Annotated in this window: 13 protein-coding genes; 8 read left to right on the top strand and 5 right to left on the bottom strand. The window is 60.5% G+C overall.

Annotated features, from left to right (window positions below):
- Positions 1-148 precede the first annotated feature (148 nt).
- Genes LDN75_RS09505 through LDN75_RS09490 form a run of 4 tightly spaced genes read right to left on the bottom strand, consistent with a single transcriptional unit; the run spans position 149 to position 4,714 of the window.
- Positions 149-1,528 carry an MmgE/PrpD family protein gene (locus tag LDN75_RS09505; RefSeq protein WP_223937045.1) on the bottom strand — a complete coding sequence of 460 codons (1,380 nt, stop codon included), beginning with the start codon at positions 1,526-1,528 and terminating at the stop codon, positions 149-151.
- Positions 1,528-2,436, bottom strand: coding sequence for a carbohydrate ABC transporter permease (locus LDN75_RS09500; protein WP_223937044.1), 909 nt, complete (start codon positions 2,434-2,436; stop codon positions 1,528-1,530). The genes LDN75_RS09505 and LDN75_RS09500 overlap by 1 nt, the downstream gene beginning before the upstream one ends.
- Positions 2,437-2,439: 3 nt before the next feature.
- A complete protein-coding gene (locus LDN75_RS09495) occupies positions 2,440-3,348 on the bottom strand; it encodes a sugar ABC transporter permease (protein WP_223937043.1) in 909 nt (302 codons plus the stop codon).
- A gap of 52 nt (positions 3,349-3,400) precedes the next feature.
- Complete coding sequence (locus LDN75_RS09490) at positions 3,401-4,714, bottom strand: extracellular solute-binding protein (protein ID WP_223937042.1); 1,314 nt, start codon at positions 4,712-4,714, stop codon at positions 3,401-3,403.
- Positions 4,715-5,017: 303 nt separating this feature from the next.
- Here LDN75_RS09490 and LDN75_RS09485 point away from each other — a divergent pair, with 303 nt between their 5' ends.
- The 8 genes from LDN75_RS09485 (at position 5,018) to LDN75_RS09450 (ending at position 14,809) form a co-directional block, all read left to right on the top strand.
- Positions 5,018-5,767 carry an IclR family transcriptional regulator gene (locus LDN75_RS09485; RefSeq protein ID WP_263422355.1) on the top strand — a complete coding sequence of 250 codons (750 nt, stop codon included), beginning with the start codon at positions 5,018-5,020 and terminating at the stop codon, positions 5,765-5,767.
- A complete protein-coding gene (locus LDN75_RS09480; protein WP_223937035.1) occupies positions 5,764-7,038 on the top strand; it encodes a pyridoxal-phosphate dependent enzyme in 1,275 nt (424 codons plus the stop codon). Before LDN75_RS09485 ends, LDN75_RS09480 begins: the two co-directional genes overlap by 4 nt.
- A 45-nt stretch (positions 7,039-7,083) precedes the next feature.
- Positions 7,084-8,313 (top strand): Xaa-Pro peptidase family protein, encoded by a 1,230-nt coding sequence (locus tag LDN75_RS09475; protein WP_223937036.1) that lies wholly within the window; start codon positions 7,084-7,086, stop codon positions 8,311-8,313.
- Positions 8,313-9,728 (top strand): MmgE/PrpD family protein, encoded by a 1,416-nt coding sequence (locus tag LDN75_RS09470; protein WP_223937041.1) that lies wholly within the window; start codon positions 8,313-8,315, stop codon positions 9,726-9,728. Before LDN75_RS09475 ends, LDN75_RS09470 begins: the two co-directional genes overlap by 1 nt.
- Positions 9,721-11,808, top strand: coding sequence for a hydantoinase/oxoprolinase family protein (locus tag LDN75_RS09465; RefSeq protein WP_223937040.1), 2,088 nt, complete (start codon positions 9,721-9,723; stop codon positions 11,806-11,808). Before LDN75_RS09470 ends, LDN75_RS09465 begins: the two co-directional genes overlap by 8 nt.
- Positions 11,809-11,834: 26 nt before the next feature.
- Complete coding sequence (locus LDN75_RS09460; RefSeq protein ID WP_223937039.1) at positions 11,835-13,517, top strand: hydantoinase B/oxoprolinase family protein; 1,683 nt, start codon at positions 11,835-11,837, stop codon at positions 13,515-13,517.
- Between the two features lie 97 nt (positions 13,518-13,614).
- On the top strand, positions 13,615-13,818 hold the full coding sequence (locus LDN75_RS09455) for a hypothetical protein (RefSeq protein ID WP_223937038.1): 204 nt from the start codon (positions 13,615-13,617) through the stop codon (positions 13,816-13,818).
- Between the two features lie 175 nt (positions 13,819-13,993).
- Positions 13,994-14,809, top strand: coding sequence for an IclR family transcriptional regulator (locus tag LDN75_RS09450; protein WP_223937037.1), 816 nt, complete (start codon positions 13,994-13,996; stop codon positions 14,807-14,809).
- 95 nt (positions 14,810-14,904) lie between these two features.
- Here the strand turns inward: LDN75_RS09450 and LDN75_RS09445 are convergent, their stop codons facing one another.
- Positions 14,905-16,134, bottom strand: a complete 1,230-nt coding sequence (locus tag LDN75_RS09445) for a Xaa-Pro peptidase family protein (protein WP_223937036.1) — start codon at positions 16,132-16,134, stop codon at positions 14,905-14,907.
- Positions 16,135-16,139: the final 5 nt, after the last annotated feature.

The raw sequence follows: 16,139 nt of genomic DNA, 5'->3' as shown, positions 1-16,139 counted from the left end.
ATGCTGTCACCGGCGCCCAATGGCGCCGCATGCGAGTGCGTGGGAGACCGGGGAAAAGCCTCGTCAGTGTCAAGGCAGGGCCCACGTCCCGGGCGAAACGCGAAACCGTTGCCCTGACACCAACCGAGGAGATAAAACGAACCGGATCCTATGAGGTGAGTGACCTCGGACCGTGTCCGGCCTGAAGCAGATCGCGTATGGATGTGGAGTCGTTCGAAAGCAGGGCGAGAATGCCTGCCGTGCCGCTACTTCCCAGCGACGGTTCCACCAATTCTTCGAACTTCTTGGTTATTTCTGTCTGACCAATTTGAGGTCCTAGAGCCGACACGGTCCGTCTTATGGAACGTCCATCGGTCGCGCACAGCGAGACGTATCCGATGTTGCCTTCAATAAGTCCCTCGCCTTGGTCCGAGCTCAGAACAGAAATTTCCACAGTTCCCATCGTCTTCCGCACGTCGTCGGTAATGTGAAGATTGATCAGGTCCCGAGCACCGATCCCGCCATTGGTGAGATGCATGGCCACTGCCAGCTGCAGGCTCAGATGTTGTTCAAGTTCACTCCGAGGCGTCTGATGGTCCACGTTGCGTGCTACTTCTTTGGGAAGTTCGAAATGGATGCGTTCAAGTTCGGTCTTTCCTAGACTCCGCCAGGCCTCGGCGAAGGTGTGGATCGGGCCAATTGCATTCCCACAGCAGCTATGCGGTTTGAAGTAGATCCGGGGGACGTGATGCCCTGGCTCAGCTGGTACTGACAGGCCACTGACCTGGTTTCCAAATACCTGAAGGAACCCGAGTTCTCCTTCAATGGCATACCGGCCGCCAAGGAGACCGTTTGCCGCGAGAATCGCGGCTTCAAAGCCTGTGCGTGCAGCGTTTGCAGGGATAATGAGGCACGAACTGCTGCCGCTGACGGCGAACTGTCGAACCCCTGATGCCTGGGCTACTGCGAAGTCCAGCGCGTGGGCGGTGGATACTTCATTGAGGCCCAGGAGGCGGGACGCGGCGGCTGCTGCGGTAAGGGTGCCAATCGTTCCTGTTGTGCAAAAGCCGCGTGCGTAATGGACCGGATTAATAGCTCGCCCCAGAGCCATTCCAAACGAAAAGGCAATGGATACCGCGTCGGTCAAGTCAGACAATGTGGCAGAGGAGTGCCATCCTGCGGAGAGCGCTGCGGCAATGGTTGGCGATCCCAGATGCCCCCATGTGTCCCAGTCTCCATCGTCCATCTCGTATGCATGCGCCTGCCAGGCGTGCAGATAGGCTGCGGACGCAGGGTGCAGTTTCAGCCCGGACTGGCCGAGCGCTGGAACGCGGCCGGGTGAGCAGACGGTGTCCCCTATCAACTTGGCCTCGGTAGTTTCAGAGCCCGAAACCGCGCAACCAAGGAAGTCTGTGACGGAGACCTGTGCGCTTGCGTACGCGTCCGGATCGGCGTCACGGGATGAGGCGTGGATTATCCAGGAGGCTATCTCCAGAGTCTGCGACGGCCACTGTTGTGCCTCTGTGTGTTCTGATTGGAGGTCGGTCATCAGCGTTGTCCTTCCAGTGCCAGCCCACCGACCACAAGGCGACGAAGGGCTACGGCAAGGGCAGCCGGGATGAGCACCGCAATGACACCCGAGGCCATAACGAGCCCGTACGGGGTCGACTGAATGCCCGAGACGAAGCTGGATAGCAGGACCGGCAACGTTCGGCTGTCTGGGGAGGCGAGCATCAGCAAGGAAATGAACATGTCGCTCCAGACATAGACAAAAGTAAAGAGGGCAGACGCGAACAGGCCCGGGACAGCCAAGGGCAGGAGGACGCGCCGCAGCGCACCCAGTTTCGTACAGCCGTCAAGCAACGCGGCTTCCTCCAGTTCCGCAGGCAAGCGGTGGAAGAATCCTGCCATGATCCAAATGACGTAGGGCATTTCGAAAGCAGCGTAAAGAATGCCTGTGAGGATGCGGCTGTTGGTTAGTCCATTTGTGGTCGCCACAACATAGATAGGAATCATCAAAGTCATCGGAGGCAGCACCCTCAGGGCTATCAAGCCCATAACACTGATATTCATGACGCGCGGAGAAACAACGCGCCCCAGCACGTACGCCAAGGGGACGGAAGCGGTCACGACCACAACCGTTGCAACGGTCGCCACCAGTAGGCTGTTGACCAGGCCGTGGCCAAAATACTGTACAGCGGTGTTGTAAGAATCCTCGCTGGTTTCCAGACCCAGGAGCACCGCGTAGTTGGCGAACGTCCATCCTCCCGCCGCAGAAATACTCACGAGAAGAAGAATGAGCACCGGCACACCGAGGACGATAACGGAGAACGCTACTCCGAGGACGTAGAGCAGCCGCTCGCCCGGTGAATATCTTGGCCGGTCCTTTCGCGGCATCGACACTGCTGACAAGAAAATGTCCTGTTCCGGTGGTGCGGACTTGGTTTGCACGTTCATTAGTCAGTCCTTCTCGCCCAGCACGAGCGTGTAAATGGCCGTGATCACAACGGCGAGGCCTCCCAGGAGAACAGCCAATGCTGTGCCGAGGCCGACGCTTCCGTACTCGAATGTCTGTGTATAAGCGAACCAGTTCAGTGTCGTTGTGGCAGAACCGGGCCCTCCCTTGGTTAGGACATAGATGGTGTCGAACTCACGCAGTGACCAAATGGTGCTTAGGGTCACCACGATCAATAGCACCGGTCTTGTCAAGGGAAGAGTCAAATGCCTGAAGGTCTGCCATATGTTCGCCCCGTCCAGTTTGGCTGCCGCGTAAATCTCCGGAGATCGCTCCTGAAGGGCACCAAACAAGAGGATTGCTGTGAACGGGATCATTTTCCACGCGTAGGCAACGATCGTGCCGATCAGAGCACCTGTGGGCGTGCCCAGGGGGTTTGCCATTGCGTCCGGGAGTGTGACGCCGAGGTGGTTGAAGAATGAATTGATCGGGCTTTGAACGGGGTCGTAAATCAGACGCCACAGAAGCCCGTTGACGATCAACGGCATGGCCCAGCCAACCATGACAAGGATCAGAACCAGAGTCGAAGCCACACTCTTACGTACAAGGACGAGTGCTATGCAGTATCCACCGACGCTGGTGAGTACGACAGTTCCCAGACAAAAGAATACTGTCACCACGAGGGATGCCCGCAGAGCAGGGTCACTGAACAGGCTTTGGTAATTGGCAAAACCAATCCACTCCCCCAGATCCGCAAGGCTTCCTGTCTTTCCAGCGTGAAGGCTGGAGTTAACGGCCATCACCATGGGTGCGATCAGGGTGGCGGCAAGGAGGAGAACGGCCGGTGCTGACAACCAGTAGAGTGCCGCGTTATTTCTGAGAGCCGTTACCTTCCGGGCGGTGTCTTTGCTCATTTCGGTATCCGACCCTTCAGTGAAGGCGTGGGCTGCAGGACTGTCCCCATCGTCAGGCTCCAAGACTCTTGGCCGTGTCCTCGAGGGTCGTTGCGGCCGCGTCAATCGAGGTGTTGCCTGAAATGACATCTTGGAGTGTGCGCTGGATCTTGTCATCCAACTGGGGAAAGCCTGACTTGCTGAACGGGGTCACCGCAGACAGGTGGATCCCTTTCTGAAGCTGGTCGTTCCAGAGGCTGGGGTCGGTCCACACCTTCAGGGTGCTGGTGACTTGGCTTGAGTTGGCCAGTTTCTCGTCGTTGTATCCGTACGGCAGACCGGCCTTTTCCATCCAGGTTTCTGCTGCGACGTACTCACCGTTCTTGTCAGTCCCACCCAAGTACTTGATGAGTTCCCACGCCTGCTCCTTGTTCGTCGACGCGCTGTTCATACCAATGCCCCGGGTCCACGAGATTGTTGCCCCGTTGCCGGGCATCAGCGCCAGCTTTGCATGTCCGGCAACCTTGGACGCCTTCGGGTCATTCGCGAAGGCCGGTCCGGAAGCATTCGAGAGTGCGAGCATGAAAGCGTGCTCTCCGGTCATGAAGGCCTTCGGTGCCGTCTGGTAGTCCAGTTGAAGGATGGATGGATGGAGGACTCCGGCCTTTTGGGCATCAACAAGCCATTGCATGGAGGCTTTGGCTTCCTTGGTCAGCTTTCCCTTGTCGTCCAAAAGCGAACCTGCCCTCGAGGCAAGCATGCTGTAGAAGATGTAGGAGATCTGAGATGAGCCGAGTCCCCCAGGGAAGACCAATGGATACTGTGAAATTCCTTGGCTCTTCAGTTGCTTGGCGTGGGTAAGGAGTTCGTCCCACGTTGATGCGGGCTTAGGGATGCCGGCTTTGGCCAGCATGAGGTCGTTGTACGTGAAAGCAACGAAACCGAGAAAGTAAGGAAGGCCATAGACCTTTCCGTTGTGGGTCAGGGCCTGTTTCGCTGCGGGGCTGAGCTTCGCAATGAGCGCGCTGGCGCCATCATAGCCTTCGATGGGCTCCATCCAACTGGACCACTGTGCCAGTCGCTCGTCCTGCATGTACAACACATCGAAGGGCTGCTTTCCCGTTTGCATGAATTGGACCGACGTCGGGTACTGGGCGTACGGCTCGATTTGAGTAGTTACGGTGACGCCCTGGGCCTGCTTCTGAAATCCGGCCACGAGGCCCTTGGATGTATCCGGCTGGTAGTCCCACAGCACAAACTTGACTTCCCCGCTCCCCGTCGACTTTGACGGGGACGAACAGGCCGAGACGGTCAGCGGCAAGGCCGCTGTAAGGACCACGCCCTTCAGGAAGTTCCTACGGTCAACAGCTTTGCCTTGAACGGTCAACTCATTCACCTTGTTTCGATTATCGGCACGGCTATGCGCGCAACGGACGATGTGAGTAGTGTCACCCTATGCTGCGTCGACGTCAATAGATTGCATCAAGTGCGGAGGAGATGACGAAGAATCCGCACCCAAGGCGCGTGATAAGAACCGCATGGCGCGGAAGCGGCATCCCGGGAGATGGTTGACAACGCGTCGCCATACACGCAACCTAGTACCGAAATACGAAATGATAATCCGCTGAAAGGAACAGGTGTGGCCATGGAGGGGGCGCGGAGGGGTTCTTTGCAGTCGGTGGAGCGGGCTGTGAGTGTGTTGGATTGTTTTGGGCCTGGTACGCCGAGTCTGGGGGCGGCGGAGATGGCGCGGCGGTTGGGGTTGGGTAAGACGGTGGTGTTCCGGATTGCCCAGACGTTGGCTGCTGCGGGGTTCCTGGAGCGGGAGGCGGATGGGAGGTACCGGATCGGGTTGCATGCGTTCGAGGTGGGCAGTCTGTATCCGTTGCACCGGGCGTTGGAGGAAGCTGCGATGGGGCCGATGCGTGCGTTGGCTGCGCGGACGGCGCACACGGTGTATCTGGGTGTGCTGCATGGCCGGCACATCACGTACCTCTCCGCTGTGGAGGCTCCTGGCCCGATTCAGATCCGGGCGACCCCTGGGACCCGGACCTATGCCCATACCACCGCGATGGGCACGATCCTGCTGGCACACATGCCGCCGGAGGAAGCCCGGGAGTTGCTCTCGCGTGAGCCGTTGGAGCGTCTCTCACCAAACACTGTCACCGATGTTGAGGCGATCATGGCCCGCCTGGAACGTGCCCGGGAGGCCGGGTATGCAATGAACAGCGGGGAACACTACGAGATGGTCGGTTCCATCGCCGCCCCGGTACTTGGCCCCTTGGGACGCCCGGTGGCCGCGGTCAGTAACGGCTTCGCGATCGGTTTGGTCAGCGCCACCGAACTGCAGGAAATGACCCACGACGTGATCCACTGCGCCGCCGAGCTCAGCAGCGCCTTCATCCGGCAAGACAACCACGACCTGAGGAAAGTACTTTGAAAACCCGATCCAGCAGTGCACCCGAAACGGACGCACGTCCTGCACCTTCCCTTCACATCCGGTGTGTGCGTTGCTCGGCGGACGCCGCCGGCAACGGTATCTTTGAGGGCTGCCCGGCCTGCCGGCGAGACGGATTCCGGGCCAACTACGAGCTCGACGAGGACCAGTACCCAGCCTTCGTCCCGCCCGTGCCCGATGACCGGCGTGGCGGGATCTGGCGGTGGCGGGCCAGTCTTCCCCCGCTGGCCCGCGGCCACGAAGTCACCCTCGGTGAGGGCAACACGCCGCTGCTTGTTATCGACCGTGCCGGGCGCAAGGTTTACCTCAAGGACGAGTCCCAGAACCCGACGTGGTCCCATAAAGACCGGCTCTGCGCCGTGGCTGCATCCCACGCAGCCTCCACTGGCGCCAAGGTAACGGTCGTTTCCTCCAGCGGCAACCATGCCCTGTCCGCGGCCGCTTACGCCGCCAGGGCCGGCCTGCCCTGCGTGGTCATCACCCACGAGGGAATGCCGGCGCCGGTCAGGTCCGCCGTCACGGCGTACGGAGCGCATCTGGTCATCGTGCCCGGGGACCGCCGCTGGGACCTGGTGGAACGATCGGTCCACGAACTGGGGTGGTACCCGTTCTCGAACTTCACAGCCCCGGCCACCGGTAACCCTGTCGCCGTCGAAGGCTACAAAACGATCGCTTTCGAACTCGCCGAACAACTCGGCTGGAAAGCCCCGACCTCGGTGATCGTGCCCACCGGATACGCCGAAGCCCTATGCGGAATCTGGCGCGGCTTCAAAGAGATGCACACCGCCGGGACGATAGGAACCCTTCCCAGGATGATCAGCGTTGAGCCGGCAGTTTCGGCCCCGCTGCACAACAGCCTCGCCCAACAACTAACCGACCCGGCCCCCGTTCAAGGCGGCAAGAGCCTGGCCAGTTCCATCAACGTCAAGGTCACCAGCCTTCATGCCCTCATGAGCATCCAGGAATCACAAGGCCACGCCCTGGCTGTCAGCGAAACGGACATCCTCACCGCACACCACGAACTCGCCAGGCACGGCTTCTACGTTGAAAACGCATCGGCAACCTCTTTCGCCGGGCTCGCCCAAGCCGAAGCCAGCGGACTGGACCTGGGCGAACACCCCGTACTGATCTCAACCTCCAGCGGCATCAAAGACGCCACCAGCCGCCAGAACACGCCCCCGGCAACCCTCGACGGAAGCTGGCAAAGCTTCCTGAACACCATCCCGGACCAGCTACTGCTGCTCTCGGCCTAGAAAACCCCAACCAAACCACACAAATAACAGGAGCAATGAAGAATAATGGCCATTAAAGTAGCGGACCGACTGCTGAACAAAGCACGGGCCCTGAGCATCATGGAAGAAATCGGAATCGACGCTCTGATTGCCACAGAGGCCCAGAACGTCACCTACGCCAGCAATTTCTGGGCCCTCTCACAATGGCTTCGCCGAGGACCCCAGGTCTACGCCGCCCTCTCACGCGAAGCCCTGGAAGAAAACTCCTGGCTCGTGGTCGGAACCGGGTCCCTTGACCTCGTTGCCACCCAGGACGTCTGGATCAAAAACGTCGCACGATACGGCTTCTTCTCCCTCAAAGGCTCCGTCGACAACCCAGCCGAAGGCGACTGGGCCATGACCGAACAAAAGAACCTCAAAGAACTCTTCGACACCCCCTACCACGACGGACCAGCCAAAGCACTCGCCGAAGCCATCACACAAATGGGACTGGCCAAAAGCCGCATCGGCATCGACGAGTCCGGCATCACCCCGGCCCTGCTCACCGAACTCAAAACACTGCTTCCCCACTGCGAAATCATCCCGGCAAGCCAGACCTTCCGACGGATCCGGGCAGTCAAGACCACCGCGGAAGTCGAACGCCTGACCAAAGCCGCACAATGCACCGAACAGGCCATCGAAGCCACCTTCGCCATCGCAAAACCAGGCCTGACCGAAATCGAACTCTCCCGCGTCTTCCTGCACGAACTCATCGACGCAGGCGCAGAACCTGCCCTGACCGTCCTCGGAGCCGGCGTACGCTCCGCCCTGCCCAGCGCCACCCCATCGAACTACCGCCTCAACGCCGGAGACATCATCCGCTTCGACGCCGGCTGCTACTACCAGCACTACCGCGCCGACATCTCACGCTGCGCAATCCTCGGCGAACCCACCACCAAACACACCCGCATCTACAACGCCATCCACGCCGGCCAGGACGCCGCCCTCGCCGCCATCCGCCCCGGCATCCCCGCCCAAGACATCTACCACGCCGCCATGAACGCCGCCCGAACAGCAGGAATCCCCGACTACGAACGCAACCACGTCGGCCACGGCATCGGCATCGAAGGCTACGACGTCCCCAACCTCACCGCCCAGGAAACCACACTCCTCGAACCCGGCATGACCCTCTGCATCGAAACCCCCTACTACGAAATCGGCTGGGGCGGCCTCCAAATCGAAGACACCATCGTCGTCACCGACACCCACGAAACACTCATGACAACCGGCCGACACCTACGCACCATCAACATCTAATGAACCACACACCCCACGTCACCGAACTTGCCCATCTCGCCACACGAACAGCGACTTTGGCGGCAAACGGATCCCCAGCCCTCATCCGGGCCAGGGAATGCGTGCTGGATCTGATCGCTTTGGCCATCGGCGGGACCCAGACAGAAGTCGGTCGGATCGCAATTCGGAGCAAGGCTACGTCGCAGTTCCCAGCCCGTTTGGGAACCCCCGGGTGTTCGATTTTCGGTGGGATTGGGCACTTTACCCCGGGAGACGCCGCGGGTTTGAACGGTCTGCTGGCGCATGCTCTTCAGTGCGACGACGGTATGCGGCGTGCCCATGGTCATCCTGGGATAGCTGTCATTCCTGCTGTTTTCGCGGCCGCGGAAGCTACGAATGCCGACGGTCCTACTCTCCTTCGCGCCATCGTTGGCGGGTACGAGGTGTTCGCACGCCTTGGTGCGGCCATTAACCCCGAACATTTGAGCCAGGGTTTCCATCCATCGGGCACTGTAGGAGCCGTAGCAGCCGCTGCGGGCGCCAGCTTGGTGTTCGATGCCGAGAACACACGGTGGCTCGAAAATGCCATGGCCTTGGCTGCGTCCGCCAGTGGTGGTCTTATGGAACATTCCCTGTACGGGGACATGTCCTCTTACTTCGTTGGCGGCAATGCCGCCCGGGTCGGGATAGAAGCAGCCATCCTGGCGCGGGAGGGAATGACCGGGCCCCTGAGCGTGCTGGAAGGTAAATATGGAATGGCAGCGGCCATGGCCGGCGGCACGTTACGGACATCAGACCTTCTAGGCCTGGATCCGGGCGGTCCGAAAATCCTTCAAACCTACACAAAACTGTATCCCTCGTGTCGGCACACCCACGCCGCCATCGAGGCTGCTCTCTCGCTTCGAGCACAGATCCTGGACCCGGACGAGATCGAATCGATTCGGATTGGCATCTATAAGTTGGCAATTGACGAATGCGACCGCCCATCGGTGCACACGCTTGCTGGCGCAGAAAGCAGTCTTCAGCTGACCGTCGCCGCAGCGCTCATTCACGGTGACATATCGCTGCGGAACCGATCCTATGGACGCTATCAGGACAAACGGGTGCAGCTGCTGTCCAAGCGGATCGACGTAGTTCATGAGCCCGCGTTTGATGCCCTGCTACCGGGTCTCCGACCAGCCGATGTCCGCTTGACGACGGTCGGACAACAGACGTTCCAAGTGAGGGTAGATCTGCCTCGCGGAGAACCCGAACGGCCGCTGACCTGGGACGAACTTGCCGACAAGGCTTGGTCGGCTGCATCCAGCGTCCTGGGTGCCCAGCAGTTTTCGGAGCTGGAAGGCGCTGTAGCTTCCCTGGAGTCAGCTTTGAGCCTGCGTCATTTGGCAGAAGCCATCACAACAAACACTGACTTAGGAGACACTGAAAATGACTGAACTAACCAACTGCTACGTCGGCGTTGACGTTGGCGGTACCTTCACAGACGTGGTGCTGTTCGACCGTGACTCCGGTCAGAGTTGGTCCTGGAAGGTACCATCCACACCACCGGACTTCTCCACCGGCGTGAGCAACGCAGTCGAGGCGATCCTGCGTGAGTCCAACAGGGACGGAGCGGAAGTCATTCGCTTCGCGCACGGCACCACCGTAGCCACGAACGCCGTCCTCGAACGCCGTGGCCCAACTGTCGGGCTCATCACCACCGAAGGCTTCCGCGACGTTCTCGAAATTGGCCGCCAGGACCGCAACGACGTCTTCGACATCAACTATCAGCGACCGACGCCACTGGTGCAACGCAAACTCCGCCTCGGCGTTCCCGAACGGATGCTCGCTGACGGCACCGAGGCCCGTCCCCTGGACGAGGCTGCCGTGTTGGCCGCGCTTTCAAGGCTGGTCGAGCGGGGCGCCGAAGTTGTAGCCGTCACGCTCTTGCACTCCTATGTTAACGACCGTCACGAGCGGGCCATCGCCACCATTGCCCAGCGGAACTACCCGGACCTTCCCGTTGTTTTGTCATCGGAGGTTCGGCCCGAGTACCGCGAATATGAACGTACGAGCACCACCGTGACAAACGCCTTCGTGATGCCTGTGATGAGGAAATATCTCAACAAGACACGCAATAAGCTTCAAGCACTCGGCGTGCAGGTCGCGCCCAGCGTAATGCAGTCAAACGGTGGAGTCCTGTCCATCGACGACGCCGGCCGGCTGGCGGCGGCAACGCTTCTGTCCGGACCTGCCGCCGGAGTCGTCGGGGCGGTGGCCGCAGCGACCGCTTCGGGATACAACAACCTGATTACCTTTGACATGGGCGGAACCAGTTGCGATGTGGCCCTCGTTATCGGAGGACGTCCCTCCGAAATCGTGGGAGGCAACGTCGGTAACTTCCCGGTTCACCTGCCCATGCTTGACATTCACACCGTCGGGGCCGGCGGTGGATCGATTGCAGCCGTCGAACGCGGCGCCCTTCGGGTCGGCCCTGAGAGCGCTGGCGCCACTCCAGGTCCGGTGTGCTACGGCAAGGGTGGAACCCGCCCCACCGTAACCGACGCCCATTGTGTCCTGGGCACCTTCGTCGATGCACCGTTCCTTGACAAGCATCGTAGTCTCGACCGTGACGGGGCAATCGAATCCCTCGAACGAGAAGTTGCAACGCCAACCGGACTCGGTTTGGCTCAGGCTGCCCACGGCGTCATCGCTGTGGCCAACGACCATATGCGTCACGCGATCAGGGCTGTTTCCGTTCAGCGCGGCCATGACGCACGTAAGTTCACTCTCGTTGCGTTCGGCGGCGCCGGACCGCTCCATGCAGCGCAGGTAGCTCGATTACTGGGTATCAGGACAGTTCTTGTTCCGCAGGGAGCAGGGACCCTCTGCGCCCAGGGCCTGCTTCACGCCGATGTCCGGCGGGATGAGGTTCGGACGATCCTGACGCCCGTACACAAACTCAACCAGGCTCTGGCAGATGCACAATTCCGCGAACTCGAAGACCAGAGCGAAAAGGCTCTGCGCGCGCAGGGAATCTCGCCGGAAAATGTAAGGACCAGCCGCAGCGTTGATATGCGTTATCACGGCCAGGCCTTCGAACTTGAGGTCGAACTGCCCAAAGACGCCATCATGGCCGTCGGCATCGACGGCGACGGAAAAGTCGATCCACAGCTGCTCCTGGAGCGCTTCCATGAAGCCCATCAGGCCGCCTACGGGCATGCCAGGCGGGACGCTCCCGTCGAAGTCGTGAACCTGCGCCTGAAGGCGCTCGGCGTGTTGCCGAAACCGGCGACGGCTGAAGGATTCGTCGAAAAAATTGCCCATGATGCGGCCGGGCACGAAACGCGTTCGCTTTTGCTCGCCGATGGGCGCACGGTCGCCATGAACGTCTACCGGAGACACAGCCTCAGTATCGGGATACGACTGTCAGGGCCGTGCGTCATTGAGCAACCTGACGCAACGGTTTTCGTACCTGAAGGCGATACGGCCTCCGTTGACGCGGCCGGCAACCTGATTATCGACGTTGCTCCATGAATCATCTTCAACAGACAGGCACAACTATGCTCGACGCCATTACCCAAGAGATCATCAGCAATTCCCTGAACGCGGCCAGCACGGAAATGGGGCGCGTTCTCCAACGCGCCGCCTACTCCACAATCATCCGTGAAGAGCAGGACTTCTCCTGCTCCATCTTCACCGCTGCCGGTCGCTTGGTATCCCAAGCTGCCCATATCCCCATCCAGATGGGATCCATGGACCTCGCGCTGAAAAGCGCCCTCCGAGCCTTCGAAGGGAGGTTGACCAGCGGGGATGCGGTTCTCGTAAACGACCCGTACAGCGGCGCACAGCACACACCAGACATTCTCATGTTCAGCCCCGTGGTGGTGGAAGACGAGGTCGTGGCATATGTGGGGACAGTTGCTCACCACATCGACGTCGGAGGACGCGTCGCCGGGAGTGTGGCGGGAGACAACCGCAACATTTTCCAGGAAGGATTGCGGCTCCCCCCCGTTCTGGCATTCAAAAACGGAGTCATGGACGAAATGTTCGCCACAGTGCTGCGCGCCAACATCCGCCTTCCTGAAGTCACCCTCGGCGACCTGCAGGCCCAGATGTCGGCCAACATGCTGGGTGTCTCCCGTGTGCAGGGGATCGCCGAAGAGTACGGAGTCCAGCGACTCCTGTCCGCTATGGACCGGTCAATCGAGTCCACAGAGGCAGAGTTCCGCCGCAGGATCCAGTTGCTCTCCGATGCGGTCGGCACAGACTCCGACTTCGTCGAAGACGACGGAGTCGGCAATGGACCCTTGGAAGTCAAGGTCTCCATCCAGGCTATCGGGGACGAGCTGGTCGTAGACTTCACCGGCAGCTCCGCCCAAGCCGAGGGACCGATCAATTCCGTCCTCAGCGCAACCATTGCCGCGGTGCTCTACGTAGTTCGCTCAGTATTTGGCCCCGACCTTCCTTCCAACGACGGCCTTAAGGGCGCCGTCCGGATCATCGCCCCGCCCGGCAGCATCGTGAATCCCGAATCGCCGGCGGCGTGCGGGGGGCGCATGCAGACCTGTTACCGCATCGTCGACGCGCTTCTTCGGGCCAGCGCCGCCCTGGCACCGGAGCGCTACACAGCAGGAAGCTGCGGCAACATGACCATGAGCCTTCAATTCGACAGCCTCACCGACCACGCCCCCATCTTCTTTGAGGTGACCCCCGGTGCGTTGGGTGCACGTGCAAACGATGACGGCATCGACGGCACCGACGTGCACATCTCGAACTGCATGAACGCGCCCATCGAAGCGCTCGAAGCAGAATTCCCGATCGAGTTCACCTCCTTCGAATTCCGACCGGACTCCTGCGGCGTCGGACAGTTCCAAGGCGGCCTCGGGTTGCGCCGAGGCTTCCGACTCCGCGACGTAGGTGGGCAGCTAATGATCCGCGGAGACCAGGTCGAAACAGGCCCGCGCGGATTCAAGGGTGGCGGCGACGCATCACCGAGCCGATTCGTCGTCAACCCGCAGACACCGCAGGAACGCGTCCTGCCCTCCAAAACGCTGGTCACGCTTGTACCAGGGGACGAGTTCCTCCGCGAGACCGCGGGGGGTGGCGGCGTGGGCGATCCGCATGCGCGTTCTGCCGAATTGGTGGGCAGTGACGTATCCGAGGAACGAATCAGTCAGGACTTCGCCGAGCGAAACTATTCGCCGTCTCGCTCCGGAACCCCCGAGCTCACACCAAGCATGTGACACCTGAACGACTCTGTCCAAGCTGATTCGCGGTACCCGGGACGTTGAACAGAAAAAACTCCCGGGAAGTACCGCGTTTTGAACGATAGGAGGCCATATGGCTCTTCACCTTCACCAACACTGGCAGTCTCTAGTTGGTCGACATGTGCTCATCGTCAGAAACGGGGCAGTCGTCCGGTCTGGAACGGTCGATGATGTAACTGTTGACGACGAGGCACTGTGGCTCGCCCGTGACGGCGCCGAACCCCGCCGACTCATCGAAAAAATTGATGGCTATGAGGTGTGGATGGAGCATGGCTAGGTGACGTTGGGGGCGTGCGTCAGAGTGAATCGGCTGAAGCCGCACATTCAATCCCACGACGGCGGTTTTTGATTCCGCCTTGCGGCACACATTCCTCGACAACAAGGCTAGGCTTACCCATAGCGGTCCCGCAAACGGACCATCAGAACGATATACGGGTGAAAGGGGTCAACCGTTGGAAAAGGAGACCAAACCTTTGGAGGGTGCACGCAAAGATTCCCTTCAGTCGGTTGAACGGGCTATCAGCGTACTCGACTGCTTTGGGCCTGGTACGCCGAGTCTGGGGGCTACGGACTTGGCGCGGCGGTTGGGTTTGGGTAAGACGGTGGTGTTCCGGATTGCCCAGACGTTGGCTGCTGCGGGGTTCCTGGAGCGGGAGGCAGATGGGAAGTACCGGATCGGGTTGCATGCGTTCGAGGTGGGCAGTCTGTATCCGTTGCACCGGGCGTTGGAGGAAGCTGCGCTGGGGCCAATGCGTGCGCTGGCTGCGCGCAAGGCGCACACTGTTTACCTCGGTATGTTGCACGGCCGCTACATCACGTACCTGTCCATAGTCGAAGCGCCCGGACCCATCCAGATCCGGGCGACCCCGGGGACCCGGACTTTTGCCCATACCACCGCGTTGGGCACGATCCTGCTGGCACACATGCCGCCGGAGGAAGCCCGGGAGTTGCTCTCGCGTGAGCCGTTGGAGCGTCTCTCACCAAACACTGTCACCGATGTTGAGGCGATCATGGCCCGCCTGGAACGTGCCCGGGAGGCCGGGTATGCAATGAACAGCGGGGAACACTACGAGATGGTCGGTTCCATCGCCGCCCCGGTACTTGGCCCCTTGGGACGCCCGGTGGCCGCGGTCAGTAACGGCTTCGCGATCGGTTTGGTCAGCGCCACCGAACTGCAGGAAATGACCCACGACGTGATGGACTGTGCAGCAGAGATCAGCAGTGCCTTCATGCGGCAAGACAACAATGACTTGAGGAAGGCGCTCTGAAGCACGACACCGCCGGTAACCGGGTCAACGACCCGGTTACCGGCGGTGTCAGCTCGAAGTTCACGTCTATCGAGCAATGTAGCGTTTGTGGTTCATTAGATGTTGATGGTGCGTAGGTGTCGGCCGGTTGTCATGAGTGTTTCGTGGGTGTCGGTGACGACGATGGTGTCTTCGATTTGGAGGCCGCCCCAGCCGATTTCGTAGTAGGGGGTTTCGATGCAGAGGGTCATGCCGGGTTCGAGGAGTGTGGTTTCCTGGGCGGTGAGGTTGGGGACGTCGTAGCCTTCGATGCCGATGCCGTGGCCGACGTGGTTGCGTTCGTAGTCGGGGATTCCTGCTGTTCGGGCGGCGTTCATGGCGGCGTGGTAGATGTCTTGGGCGGGGATGCCGGGGCGGATGGCGGCGAGGGCGGCGTCCTGGCCGGCGTGGATGGCGTTGTAGATGCGGGTGTGTTTGGTGGTGGGTTCGCCGAGGATTGCGCAGCGTGAGATGTCGGCGCGGTAGTGCTGGTAGTAGCAGCCGGCGTCGAAGCGGATGATGTCTCCGGCGTTGAGGCGGTAGTTCGATGGGGTGGCGCTGGGCAGGGCGGAGCGTACGCCGGCTCCGAGGACGGTCAGGGCAGGTTCTGCGCCTGCGTCGATGAGTTCGTGCAGGAAGACGCGGGAGAGTTCGATTTCGGTCAGGCCTGGTTTTGCGATGGCGAAGGTGGCTTCGATGGCCTGTTCGGTGCATTGTGCGGCTTTGGTCAGGCGTTCGACTTCCGCGGTGGTCTTGACTGCCCGGATCCGTCGGAAGGTCTGGCTTGCCGGGATGATTTCGCAGTGGGGAAGCAGTGTTTTGAGTTCGGTGAGCAGGGCCGGGGTGATGCCGGACTCGTCGATGCCGATGCGGCTTTTGGCCAGTCCCATTTGTGTGATGGCTTCGGCGAGTGCTTTGGCTGGTCCGTCGTGGTAGGGGGTGTCGAAGAGTTCTTTGAGGTTCTTTTGTTCGGTCATGGCCCAGTCGCCTTCGGCTGGGTTGTCGACGGAGCCTTTGAGGGAGAAGAAGCCGTATCGTGCGACGTTTTTGATCCAGACGTCCTGGGTGGCAACGAGGTCAAGGGACCCGGTTCCGACCACGAGCCAGGAGTTTTCTTCCAGGGCTTCGCGTGAGAGGGCGGCGTAGACCTGGGGTCCTCGGCGAAGCCATTGTGAGAGGGCCCAGAAATTGCTGGCGTAGGTGACGTTCTGGGCCTCTGTGGCAATCAGAGCGTCGATTCCGATTTCTTCCATGATGCTCAGGGCCCGTGCTTTGTTCAGCAGTCGGTCCGCTACTTTAATGGCCATTATTC

The organism is Arthrobacter sp. StoSoilB5, from assembly GCF_019977235.1.
Classification (GTDB): Bacteria; Actinomycetota; Actinomycetes; order Actinomycetales; family Micrococcaceae; genus Arthrobacter.
The sequence above is the reverse complement of the archived record's forward strand: the minus strand, read 5'-3'. Positions and strand labels throughout refer to the sequence as shown.